Origin of the sequence: Propionibacterium cyclohexanicum (assembly GCF_900111365.1) — a bacterium.
Taxonomy (GTDB): domain Bacteria; phylum Actinomycetota; class Actinomycetes; order Propionibacteriales; family Propionibacteriaceae; genus Propionibacterium; species Propionibacterium cyclohexanicum.
Genome location: NZ_FOGZ01000028.1, coordinates 17,731 through 29,588, shown reverse-complemented (window position 1 = coordinate 29,588; position 11,858 = coordinate 17,731). Strand labels below are relative to the sequence as shown.

General features: G+C 65.1%; 11 protein-coding genes. 5 read left to right on the top strand and 6 right to left on the bottom strand.

Annotation, left to right across the window (positions count from 1 at the left end):
• Window positions 1–178: 178 nt before the first annotated feature.
• The gene (locus BMX93_RS11260) at window positions 179–1,267 is read left to right on the top strand and encodes a LacI family DNA-binding transcriptional regulator (RefSeq protein WP_091971099.1); all 1,089 of its coding nucleotides are present in this window, start codon (window positions 179–181) and stop codon (window positions 1,265–1,267) included.
• Between the two features lie 161 nt (window positions 1,268–1,428).
• Here BMX93_RS11260 and BMX93_RS11255 read toward each other — a convergent pair whose 3' ends face one another.
• The 3 genes from BMX93_RS11255 to BMX93_RS11245 form a co-directional block, all read right to left on the bottom strand.
• Window positions 1,429–2,829, bottom strand: a complete 1,401-nt coding sequence (locus tag BMX93_RS11255) for an extracellular solute-binding protein (protein ID WP_091971097.1) — start codon at window positions 2,827–2,829, stop codon at window positions 1,429–1,431.
• A gap of 66 nt (window positions 2,830–2,895) precedes the next feature.
• Window positions 2,896–3,813 (bottom strand): carbohydrate ABC transporter permease, encoded by a 918-nt coding sequence (locus tag BMX93_RS11250; protein ID WP_091971095.1) that lies wholly within the window; start codon window positions 3,811–3,813, stop codon window positions 2,896–2,898.
• Window positions 3,813–4,748 (bottom strand): carbohydrate ABC transporter permease, encoded by a 936-nt coding sequence (locus BMX93_RS11245; protein WP_091971093.1) that lies wholly within the window; start codon window positions 4,746–4,748, stop codon window positions 3,813–3,815. Before BMX93_RS11245 ends, BMX93_RS11250 begins: the two co-directional genes overlap by 1 nt.
• A 295-nt stretch (window positions 4,749–5,043) precedes the next feature.
• Here BMX93_RS11245 and BMX93_RS11240 point away from each other — a divergent pair, with 295 nt between their 5' ends.
• The 3 genes from BMX93_RS11240 (at window position 5,044) to BMX93_RS11230 (ending at window position 6,729) form a co-directional block, all read left to right on the top strand.
• Window positions 5,044–5,265, top strand: a complete 222-nt coding sequence (locus BMX93_RS11240) for a Nif11-like leader peptide family natural product precursor (protein WP_091971091.1) — start codon at window positions 5,044–5,046, stop codon at window positions 5,263–5,265.
• Between the two features lie 143 nt (window positions 5,266–5,408).
• Window positions 5,409–6,044, top strand: a complete 636-nt coding sequence (locus BMX93_RS11235) for a DUF1345 domain-containing protein (protein ID WP_091971089.1) — start codon at window positions 5,409–5,411, stop codon at window positions 6,042–6,044.
• A gap of 145 nt (window positions 6,045–6,189) precedes the next feature.
• The gene (locus tag BMX93_RS11230) at window positions 6,190–6,729 is read left to right on the top strand and encodes a TspO/MBR family protein (protein ID WP_091971087.1); all 540 of its coding nucleotides are present in this window, start codon (window positions 6,190–6,192) and stop codon (window positions 6,727–6,729) included.
• A 20-nt stretch (window positions 6,730–6,749) separates the two neighbouring features.
• Here BMX93_RS11230 and BMX93_RS11225 read toward each other — a convergent pair whose 3' ends face one another.
• The gene (locus BMX93_RS11225; protein ID WP_091971085.1) at window positions 6,750–8,009 is read right to left on the bottom strand and encodes an ROK family protein; all 1,260 of its coding nucleotides are present in this window, start codon (window positions 8,007–8,009) and stop codon (window positions 6,750–6,752) included.
• Window positions 8,010–8,196: 187 nt separating this feature from the next.
• Here BMX93_RS11225 and BMX93_RS11220 point away from each other — a divergent pair, with 187 nt between their 5' ends.
• The gene (locus BMX93_RS11220) at window positions 8,197–9,534 is read left to right on the top strand and encodes a xylulokinase (protein WP_091971083.1); all 1,338 of its coding nucleotides are present in this window, start codon (window positions 8,197–8,199) and stop codon (window positions 9,532–9,534) included.
• Between the two features lie 73 nt (window positions 9,535–9,607).
• Here BMX93_RS11220 and BMX93_RS11215 read toward each other — a convergent pair whose 3' ends face one another.
• Both BMX93_RS11215 and BMX93_RS11210 read right to left on the bottom strand, forming a co-directional pair.
• A complete protein-coding gene (locus tag BMX93_RS11215; RefSeq protein ID WP_143052902.1) occupies window positions 9,608–9,982 on the bottom strand; it encodes a hypothetical protein in 375 nt (124 codons plus the stop codon).
• A 23-nt stretch (window positions 9,983–10,005) separates the two neighbouring features.
• Complete coding sequence (locus BMX93_RS11210; RefSeq protein WP_091971079.1) at window positions 10,006–11,622, bottom strand: sodium:solute symporter family protein; 1,617 nt, start codon at window positions 11,620–11,622, stop codon at window positions 10,006–10,008.
• Window positions 11,623–11,858 lie beyond the last annotated feature (236 nt).

The window sequence follows — 11,858 nt, the reverse complement described above, 5'->3', positions numbered from 1 at the left end:
TGGGCTTCCGCAACCTCACCAACTACATCGCCAGAAGCCTGCTCGAGACAGGCGGATTCAGACCCCAACTACACCCTCGATTGGGATGAGCCCGTATCACCATCGGGCCGGCGGAATGTTTACGATAGCAGAGAGCTCTGAACAGCCTCGTTCACAGCCATCGGGGAGAGGGATCGCAATGTCGCGCGCTGCTGCGGCTGGGAACTCGGCGCTGCACCCTACCGGGGGGCAGCACGTTCGTCGCGCACGGAAGAAGGGCACCAAGCATTCGCCGGTGATGGCCGATGTCGCCCGGATCGCGGGTGTCTCGGCCCAGACCGTCTCGCGGGTGTCCAATGGGGAGCCCAATGTGCGTGAGGAGACTCGCCGCCGGGTCATCCAGGTCATGCGGGAGGTCGGCTACCGGCCCAATGTCGCTGCCCGTGCGCTCAAGCGCGGCCGCTACAACTCGGTGGGCGTGATCACCTTCACGCTGAGCACCTACGGCAATATGAAGACCATCGATGCGCTGTCCACCACCTTGGCGGGGAGGGGTTTTTCCACCACGCTCATGGTCACCTCCGAGCGCACCGAGAAGAGCGTGTCGGGGGCATACAACAGGCTGGCCGAGGAGGCCGTCGATGCGATCGTGCTGCTCTTCGAGGAGGGCCTCATCGATTCGGCCGAAGCGGAGTTCCCGCCGGGGGTGCCTGTTCTCATCGTGGGCTCGACACGCCAGGAACTGAGGATGCCCACCGTCGACGTCGACCAGGACCAGGGCGGGGTGCTCGCCACCCGCCACCTGCTCGAGCTGGGGCACCGCCAAATCTGCCACGTCCGGGGCCCGCGCCGCGGTTTCGCCGCCGACAAGCGAGAGCGTGCCTGGCGTCGGACACTCGAGGATGCCGGGCTTCGCCCCGGCGAGGTCTTCCCCGGCGACTGGAGCGCCGAGTCCGGCTATCGGGCCGGCACGATCATCGCCGGGCGTCCGGAGATCACCGCTGTCTTCGCAGGCAACGATTCGATGGCCATCGGTGTCATCCGGGCCCTCACCGAGGCGGGCCGGCGGGTTCCGCAGGAGGTCTCGGTGATGGGATTCGACGATGCCTCGGATTCGGCCTATGTGGTGCCTCCGCTCACCACGGTTTCCCAGAACTTCGAGACGCTCGGCCGGCTCGCCACCGAGCTGGTGGTGGACGCGGTGAGTTCCGGGAGCATCGCCTTGCAGCACGTTCTGGTGCCCTGCAGCCTCGTCGTGCGCGGATCCACCGCACCCGCCCCCCACTGATCTGTCGGCTTGTCTGGAGGCCGCAGGCCAACGCTGCGCGGCGTCGTGCGCGGCATGGATGCACGACGACATAGAGATGCACGAGAGGGGGTGCTGTCAGGCATTCGGCCTGGCAGCACCCCCTCTCGGCCCCTGTATCGAGTGATCGGAGACCTCCGAGGTCAGGACTTCTTGGTCACCTGGTAGCCCTGATCATTGCCGTAGGAGACGATCGCATCGCCCCAGGCCGACAGCGCATCCTTGAGCGTGGTGCCCGAATTGTTGTAGGCCTTGCCCACGGTGTCGGCGAACTTGGAGTTCACGGCCACCTGGAACGGCAGGTACGACCATCCGGAGTTCACATTCTTCGCGCCGGCGGCCAGTTGCTTGTTGTACTCCTGGTTGCCGAAGTACTTCAGCAGGTCGGGGGCCGCGAAGTCGCCGGTGGACGCCTGGAAATTGGGATCTTCCAGGGTGGCCTCCAGCGAGGGGAAGTTCCCGGCCTGGACGCGCAGGGTGGCGCCCGGTCCGTTGCTCACGAACTCCAGGTACTTGTAGGCAGCGGCCTGGGTGTCGGCGGCCGTCTTCGCCAGCACGGCCAGCGAGCTGCCACCGTTCTCGGCGTTCTTCGCCGATCCGTCGATGCTGGGCATCGCGGCCACCCGGAAGTTCCCGCTGGCTGCCGGGGAGCTCTTCAGGAGATTCGCCGGCATCCATGCCCCGGTGGGCAGCGAAGCGAGGGTGCCGTCCCCCAGGCCTTTGAACCACTCGTCGGACCAGCCGGTGATGCTCGTGGAGATGAGCTTCTCGCTGATGAGCTTCTGCCAGATGGTCACGAACTTCTGGAAATCGGCTCCGGTGAAGTCGACAGTCACCTTCTGGCCGTCCACCTTGAAGGCACCGGGGGACAGCTGCCACATGATCGAGGTGAGGAAGCCGGCGTCATTGCCCGAGTCGGAGGTGATGTAGTAGTTGCCGCCCAGTGCGTGGATCTTGACGGCGGCGTCGTAGAACTCGTCCCAGGTCTTCGGCGGCGTCGTGACACCGGCCCGGTCGAAGGTGGCCTTGTTGTAGAACAGCGCCATGGGGCCGGAGTCGACGGGGAGCGCGAAGATGCCCTTCGCGCCCTTGTTGGTGGTCTGGTGGATCGAGTTCCACGTGCCGGTCGTGTACTTCGACTGCAGGTCGCCTGCACCGAAGGGCGTCAGGTCGGCAAGATTGCTGCCGATCGAGTATTGCGGCAGGGCGTAGTACTCGATTTGGGCGACATCGGGGAGCCCTGTGCCTGCCTGGAGGGCGTTGGACAAGGAGGTGTACTCGTCGGAGGCGCCACCGGTGTTGGTGATGTTGAGCGTGATGTTGGGGTACTGCTTGGTGAAGGCCTTGGTGACCTCCGAGTCCTTCTGGATCGTCGGTTCCCAGGCCCAGACGTTCAGGGTGTAGCTCTTGTTCGCGTCGAAGGCTGCCGCGGAGGCGGAGGATCCCGACGACGTGTTGTTCGAGGAGCAGCCGGCCAGGGCCGCGGCTGCCAGTCCGGCGGTAGCAACGCCCAAGAAACCGCGCCGTGATGTGTTGAATCCCATGATTCGCCTTTCAGTGTGTTTTTCGAACATCATTGTTGGAAATATGTGGAGTGCTGACCGGAGAGGTCACTCTTTGACGCCGCCGGCGGACAACCCGGCCTGCCAGAACCTCTGGAGCAGGAGGAACGTCGCCACGAGGGGCAGGATCGTGATCAACGAACCGATGACCACGAGATTCTGAACCGGTTCGGCCCCCGGGATGAAGGCCTGATTGTTCCACTGGTTCAAGCCGATGATGAGAGGATACCAATTCTGGTCCTTCAACATGATCAAGGGCAGGAAGTAGTTGTTCCAGGTGGTTGTGGCGGTGAACAACGATACCGTGACGATGCCGGGTGCCAGCAATGGAAGCGCGACTGTGAAGAACGTCCGGAATTCGCTGGCGCCGTCCATGCGGGCCGCTTCGAGGATCTCGGTCGGCACTGATTCCAGGGTGAAGATGTACATCAGGTACAGGCCGAATGGCGCCACCAGGGACGGGATGATCACCGAGATCGGGGTATTGGTCAAGCCGAGCTTGGCAAACATGAGGAAGGTCGGCACGGCCAGTGCTGCGCTCGGCACCGCGATGGCGCCCATGACCGTCATGAAGACTGCTTTGCGACCCGGGAAATCATACTTGGCAAGGCCGTATCCGCCCAGGATGGCCAGGCAGACAGCGCCGCCGCCGCCGATCACGACATACATGACGGTATTGAGCAGCCACCGGCCGAAGAGCCCGTTGTTGTAGGTGAACAGCTGGACGATATTGTCCCAGAACGCGAACTTGTGGCCGAATGAGAAGCCGAATGTCCCGATGAAGTCCTGCTGGGTCTTGGTCGCATTGATGAGCAGCCAGACCAGCGGGAACAACGCATACACCACGAAGATCCCGATGATGATGGTGCGCACCCAGTTCTTCTGCACCACATTCGGATTGTACTTTCGAGGCTTGAGCAGGCCGGCTGCCCGCCGGTGGCTCTTGCTTCCGGTAACGGTGCTCATCACTTCTTCCCTTCATCGAGGCTGAGGCCGCGCAGCTGGACGGCGTAGGCAACGATCACCGTAATGAGCCCCATGACAATTGCCAGGGCAGCCGCATAGCCCTGTTGCCCGGAGCTGAAGGACAGATTGTATGCATACATATTGGGCGTGAAGGAATTCGTGATCACGGCGGGTGCCATCTTCTGCATGATGCTCGGCTCGTTGAACAACTGGAAGGTGCCGATGATCGAGAAGATCGTGGTGATCGCCAGGGAACCCCGCAGGTGTGGAAGCTTGATTGCCTTGATGATCTGCCACTCGCTCGCGCCATCGATGAGGGCCGCCTCGTACAGACTCGCGTTGATGCTGCGCAATGAGGAGTAGAAGATCAGCATGTTGTAGCCGACATAGGTCCACGTCATGACATTGCCGATGGAGACCAGGATCCACTGCTGGGCGAAGGGGTTGATGTGGGTGCCCAAGGCGGAGTTGATCTGGCTCACGAGCCCGTAGTTGGTGCCATAGAGGAAGCCCCACATGAGGGCCGCCACCACGGTGGGGATGAGATAGGGCAGGAACACCGAGATACGGAACAATCCGCTGCCATGCAACCGCCCGGAGTCGATCGCGAGGGCGATGACCAAGGCGATGCCAAGCATGATCGGCACCTGTATCAGCAGGACCAGTGCAACGCGGCCCAGGCCGGACCAGAACAGCTGGTCACCGAACAGCTTGGTGTAGTTGGACAGCCCGACGAACTCGGTGGTTCCGAAGAATGCCCGGTAGCTGAACAGGCTCGACACCAATGCGTAGATGAGCGGTGCGATGAAGACGAAGAGGAAGACCGCGACGAACGGTCCCACGAATCCCCACCCCCGCCAGTCTCGCTTGTGGCGGTTGGCCACCGCCGTGGCTGGCGGGGTGGCGCCTGCCGTTGCACCAACAATCGTGGTCATACGATCGTCCTCTTCCTCGTCGAAGCAGTCCGTAGCGTTCGGGGCCTGACCGTACGTTTACGTAAACATTCAGCCCGTGCGGCCAGTGTAGCGCAGCTTTGAGCTCCAGGTCTCGCCCACAGCAGGCCCTGTCTTGCGCCACGGAGACGTACCTCCACATCCTTCTCGCATCCGGAGCGGCGGTGTCCTGGTTGTCCTCCATGCGGACACGCCCAGCGGACCGGACTGGGCCACTAGCCTGCTGCTCGTTGCCCGATGACGTGCATCGCCACCATTGCAGAACAGGGAGGACAACATGTCTACAGCAGAGGTCGAGCGCCTGCTCATCGCAGGAGGCTCGGACAAGGCACTTCGGATTCGCTACGACCAGGCGGACACGGTGGAGGACTTCATCGCACTGGCTGGTGCCGAGGGCTTCGATTTCACCGCCGACGAGCTTGCCCAGGTCCTGCGCGAGGCCGGTGACTCTTTCGAGTCCCAGGGAAACCCGCGAGCGCGCCAGATCTGGTGGAGCTGAACGGGCATCGGCGGACGCCGGTGGGGCGGCGGCGAGCAGGTCGCGGGGCCGCGCTCGCCAGCGCCTGAACTCGGCGTGGCGGTGCGGAACACGGCGGTCGGAGAACACAGGGTCGGTCGTGCGCAGCTCACTAGGATTGCGGCATGAAGCGCCTTGCTGATTCCATGCCGCTGCGGCTGGCGCTCAGCGCAGTCCTCGGGCTGGCGGCGGGCTTGGCGTTCTCGGCCGTCCGGCACGGCGCCGCAGCGGCGATGTTCGGCTGGGCTGTGACGGCGGGATTGTTCGTCGCGAGCACCTGGCTGCTCGTGCTGCGGATGGATGCCGCCGAGACCCGGCGCCATGCCTCTCACAACGATCCCAGCCGTGGTCTCACCGACACCGTGCTCCTGGCGGCCTGCCTGGGCAGCATCGTCGGGCTGGGGCTGCTGTTGTTCGGCGCCAAGGAGAAGGACCTCGTGATCGACGGCCTCATCGGCACCTTCGGCATCATCGCCTCATGGGCGGCGGTTCATACCCTGTACTGCCTGCGGTACGCGCACCTGTACTACGCGCACGGCGGGGGCGTGGACTTCAATGGCGACACGCACCCCGACTATCGCGACTTCGCCTATCTTGCCTTCACCCTGGGGATGACCTATCAGGTCTCGGACACCGATCTGAAGACCAAGGCCATGCGGCGCACCGCCCTTGAGCAGGGGCTCATCTCCTATCTCCTGGGTGCGGTCGTCCTGGCGTCCATGATCAACATGCTCGTTCAGCTCGCCTCGAACGCCGGCTGAGCGGCTGCCGCCGAGCTTCACCCTGCAGGTCGTCAAGCGCCGTTGACCGCGGGCCGCCCGGATCCGCGCCATGATTGCGAGCGCTGTCGTGCGGGTACGTGCAGGTGACGGGACGCGAAGACCACCCTCATAGGAGGAAACGGCGATGTCGATAGTGCGCGCGCTCAGGCGCTGGACCCTGGACCCTGGACCCAGTCCTCGTGACCGGCGGATCCGCAATGCTGTGGTGTCCACGTCTGCAGTGGCGGCCACCGCAGTACTCGGTTCCCTGGCCACCGAGCCCGAGGGCGGCTGGTATGCCACCTTGGCCAAGCCGTCCTGGCAGCCACCCCGCGCCGTCTTCCCGATCGCGTGGACCCTGCTGTACGTCGACATCGCCGCCACGTCCACGCTCGTGCTCAACGAGCTGGAGCGGCGTGGTGACGCCGAGGCTGCCCATCGCTTCCGCATCGCGCTCGGCGCCAACCTCGTGCTCAACGCGGGCTGGTGCTGGTTGTTCTTCCGCGGACAGAACCTGCCGGCCTCGGCGGTCGTGGCGGGCGTGCTGGCCGCGAGCTCGACATCTCTTGCCGTGTCGGCGGGGCGGGTACGCGGGCGCTACGGCGTGCTGCTGGGGGGCTACGCTGCGTGGACCGCCTTCGCCACCGCCCTGTCGGGGGCCATCTGGAAGCTCAACGCCGGCTGAGGCCCGGCCTCAGCAGAGGTTCAGGCCCGGGAACTCCAGGTGATGGGGTCGTCCACGAGTCGCTGCAGCACGAGGTGCGCGCCACCGGTGAGCGTGAGGCGCTGGTTCCCGGTCAGGACACCTACTCGAGGCGGTTCGCTTCGTGCCTGAAGGACCCTTCTCATCATTTCGGCGCGCACCTGGTCGAGGAAACCCTCGCCTAGCTGAGCGAGCTTGTCGCCGATGATCACCTCGGGAATGTCCACGGTGTTGATCACTGCGCCAATCACCGACCCCAGCGCCACACCGGCCGCGCGAATGATCTGCGCGGCCGGGCGGGAGCCTGCGCGTGCAGCGGCGGCCACGTCCGAGGGCTGGGCGTCCGGATCCAGCTGCGCACCAGCTGCCAGCGCCCGCTGGCCGATGAGCGTCTCGAGGCAGCCGTTCGCCCCGCACGTGCATGGGGGCCCCTTCGGGTCGACGCAGATATGGCCGATCTCGCCCGACCAGCCGTGCACACCGGTGAGCAGCTGGTGGTTCAGTACGATCCCCGCGCCGATCCCCACCTCGCTGGAGACGTAGATGAAGCTTTCGGGGCCCTGGGGTACGCCCGGGACAGGGTGCGCGACGGCATAGGCGGCCAGGTCCGCCTCGTTGGCCAGCGTGATGGGCCCGACATCCGCGAAGACCTCACAGAGCTCTTCGCTGCCGAGTTCGCGCCAGCCGAGATTGGGGGCCAGGGCCAGGCCGGCCGGAGAGACGAGGCCAGGTAACCCCAGGGCCGCCCCCAGGTAGTGGGCCCGGCGTGTCACGAAGGCGTCGCGCGCCGCAAGCGCCAGCTCCGCCAGTTCGCCGGTCACGGCCCGCCAATCGCTTCCGCGGAAGTCGCCCTCGCGGCTCAGCTCGCCGAGAACCGCCCCGCTGAGGTCGATGACTCGGGCCGCGATATAGCTGATGTTCACCTGCATGCCGATTGCCACCACACCGCCGGGACGCGCAGCGACCGGCGTAGCGGGCCGCCCGCGCGTACCCCCCTCGTGCGGCGCCAGCTCAGTGAGGATGCCGGAGTCGAGCAGCTCATCCACCAGGCGCGATGCTGTTGCCCGGGTCATATGGGTTCGCGACGCGATATCTGCTCGAGAAACCAGCCCTTGCCCGGACAGGCAGATCTGCAGCACCAAGGAGAGATTGCGGGCCCTCAGGTGACGGGCGCTGGCCCCCAGCTGGGCGCTGCGGCGCGCCGGCGCCCGCAGCCGCGCGCCGTGGCCTCGGGGAGTGTGTGCCGGTGGGAGCTCCTGCATGGAGACACCCTAGGACGGCTCGGAAGGAAATTGTTGCGTTACGATACAAAAGGACGCTTCGGCGCGTGCCAGCGAGCGAGGATGGCTCGGCTGTCGTTCCCTGTAGCTCCTGCCGAGGATGCGTCCGTCGCCCCAGCTCCCGTGTGCCCGGCGGGTGCTGCCAATCCCGAGAGCAGATGGTGAGTTCATGAACCGTCGATATGTGGCCGGAGTCGACTCGTCGACACAGTCGTGCAAGGTGGTCATCTTCGATCCGCGGGATGGAAGCGTGGTCCGGCAGGGCCGGGGCAGCCATCCCGAGGGCACCGAGGTGGACCCAGAGCGCTGGTGGCAGGGCTTTCTCGACGCGGTCCAGGCCGCCGGTGGCCTCGACGACGTGGCAGCGCTCTCGGTGGCCGGCCAACAGCACGGCATGGTGTGCCTCGACGAGGCTGGCCATGTCATCCGTCCCGCACTGCTGTGGAACGACACGCGCTCGGCGGAGGCTGCGCGCGCGTTGATCGACGAGCTGGGCGAGGCAGATGCCGAGCGCGGGGCGGCGGTCTGGGCCGAGCTCACCGGATCTGTGCCGGTGGCCTCTCTCACCGTCACGAAACTACGCTGGCTGGCCGACCACGAGCCCGAGCATGCTCGGCGGACAGCCGCGATATGCCTCCCGCATGACTGGCTGACCTGGCGGATCGCCGGCTCCCGGTCCGTGCAGGAGCTGGTGACCGACCGCTCGGACGCCTCTGGCACGGGCTACACCGAAATCGGCGCGGACCGCTACCGGCCTGAGCTGGCGGCCCGGGCGCTGCACCGAACGCAGGACGAGATGCGCGGCATCGTGCTGCCGCGCATCCTCGGGCCGTGGGTACCTGCCGGTCACGGCGACCCAGCGCGCGGCTGGGGCGATATCGTGCTCGGCCCGGGATGCGGCGACAATGCTGGTGCGGCACTCGGCCTGGGGCTGCGGCCCGGCCAGGCGCTGCTGTCCCTGGGAACCTCCGGCGTCGTCGCCGCAGTGAGCGACCATCCGGTGAGCGACCCCTCGGGGTCGGTGACGGGATTCGCCGATGCCTCCGGGCGTTGGCTGCCGCTCGCCTGCACGCTCAATGCCTCGCGGATCACCGATGCAATAGCCCGGATCCTGGGAGTCGGCTACGAGGAGTACAGCCGCTTGGCACTGTCCGTACCCGATGCCGCCGGGCTCGTGCTCACGCCCTATTTCGAGGGTGAGCGGACCCCCAATCTTCCCGACGCCACGGCATCGCTGGTGGGCATGACGCTGGCGAATGCGACGCCGGCCCATGTGGCCCGTGCGGGAGTGGAGGGGCTGCTCACCCTCATGCGCGGGGCGATGGACGCCGTGCGTGCGCAAGGGGTGGCGATCGACCAGGTGGAGATGGTGGGTGGCGGCGCCCAGCTCGGGGCGGTCCGCGAGCTCGCCGCGAGCCGCCTTGGAGCCACGGTGAATGTGCCACCAGCAGGCGAATACGTGGCGCTCGGAGCGGCGAGGCAGGCCGCGAGGGTGCTGGCTGGCTGAGGGGCTGCCAGCACCCTCGATGCCGAAGCGCGGGCGGGGCCTCTCGGTCTGGACCGGGAAGCCCCGGGCCCTGCTATTCGTCCACTGTCATTGCCTGTGCCTTGGACTGCGCCGCGTGTCGCAGGATCTCCTCGTCGGCGACCGGCGCGAGGTGATCCCACACAAAGAATGCGGAGCCCACGACGAGCATGCTCACACCGGTGTACAGATTGATCGGGATGCCGCCGGTGGGGGCCTTGTCGGCCGCCGGGTTGGCGATGCCCATGGCGGTGACCAGCACTCCGTAGATGACGAAGAGCATGCCGAGGAATCTGCGCAGATCGAACCGATGGGTGTCGCGGATTGCCTCGCGCTTCTCCTCCTCGGTGAGTATCGAGAGCGCCGGCATGGACGCTGGCTGGCCAGCTGGCTGGCGTTCTTCGTCAGGGATATGTGGATCTGATTGCATGATGGCTACCCTTTCGGGACGATTCAGGCCAGTGGAATGTACAGAAGTACGCACAGCACGAGCGCCGTGACGCCGAGCAGCAGCGGAGAGCGATACCATTTCTCGTCGCCCTTCTGCATGTCAGCGGTCATATCGATCGTGCCCACGCCGCGGACCATGCCCACCAGTTCTGCCTCCGGCTTGGGTTTGGTGAACAGGCTGACGCCAATGCCAACGACCAGCACAGTGGCAAAAGACCACATGGCCGCATAGAGGGTTTCTGCGGTCGCCGTACGGTAATTGAATATCGGCCAATGGTTGAGATACCCGATGTACACGGTGATCGGCGCGAGAATACCCAATATGTATCCCCACAGGCCGGCTGCCGGGGTCATCTTCTTCCACAGCATGCCGATGAGGAAGACCGCGAAAAGCGGTGAGTTGAAGAATGAGAAGAGCGTCTGCATGTATGTCATGAGGTTCCCGAACTGGGAGGCCAGGAAGGCCCCGCCGATACCGACCAGGACGCCTGCGATGGTGACGAGCCTGCCCACCCCCAGGTAGTAGCGGTCGGACATGTGGGGTTTGATGTACTCCTGCCAGATGTCGTACGTGAAGACCGTGTTGAAGCTGGACACGTTTGCCGCCATCCCGGCCATGAAGGACGCCGTCATACCGGTCACGGCAACTCCGAGCACCCCCTGGGGCAGGTACATCTGCATGAGCTTGGGGATGGCCTCGTTGTAGGTGATCGTGCCGTCGGCGAAGAGGTTGCCCACAGTGGCGGCAGCGATCAGCCCGGGGATGATGACGATGAACGGAATGAACATCTTCGGGAAGGCTCCGATGAGCGGGGTGCGCCGGGCAGCGGACATGTTCCTGGCCGAGAAGGCCCGCTGTACCTCGGTGAAGTTCGTGGTCCAGTACCCGAAGGAGATGACGAAGCCGAGCCCGAGGACGATGGTCAGCCAGTTGGCGCCGATGGGGTTCGTGGTGTCGGACAATCCGGTGCCCTTCCAGGCGTGCATGAGCAGTCCGCCCTGGGTGCTGGCCAATGCCGTTTTCAGCCCGGACCAACCACCGACCCGGTGCATGCCCACGATGGTGAGGGGAACCAGGGCGGCCACGATGACGAAGAACTGCATGACCTCGTTGTAGATGGCCGACGAGAGGCCGCCGAGAACGATGTACACCAGCACGAACAGCGCGGACACGATGATGGCCACCCACTGCGGCCAGCCCAGCATCGCCTCGATGATGAGTGCCATCGCATAGAGATTGATCCCGGCAATGAGGATGTTCGACACCGCGAATGCGATCGAGTTGACCAGATGCGGGCCTCTGCCGAAACGGCGGAGCATGAATTCCGGGATACTGCGCACCTTGGCGCCATAGTAGAAGGGCATCATGACCAGTCCTAGGAAGACCATGGCCGGTATGGCGCCGATCAGATAGTAGTGGAATGTGGAGATTCCGATCTGGGCTCCGTTGGCCGCCATCCCGAGGATTTCGGTGGCGCCCAGGTTCGCAGAGATGAAGGCCAATCCGGTGATCCAGGCCGGCATGGAGCGGCCCGAGAGCAGGAAGTCCATCGATGATTTCACTCTGCGGCGCGCGGCCAGGCCGATTGCGACGACCGTGACAAAGTAGATGATGAGCATGAGGTAGTCGACCCAGGACAAATTGAGTCGAATGGCTGAGGCTGAATTCAGTGCAATCGTAGGAGGTCATCCCTAGGTTATGAGAAGGACCTGCCCCCTCGTCGGCGAGTCGGGCAGTGGGCCGCAGCGGACATCGGTGTCGCGGCGCTATGGGACTATCGGATATGAGGTCAGCGGTTGTCGAGTGGCGGGATACGGCCACCGGTGGACCGTGGATCAGTCCGCGGCCCACCGGC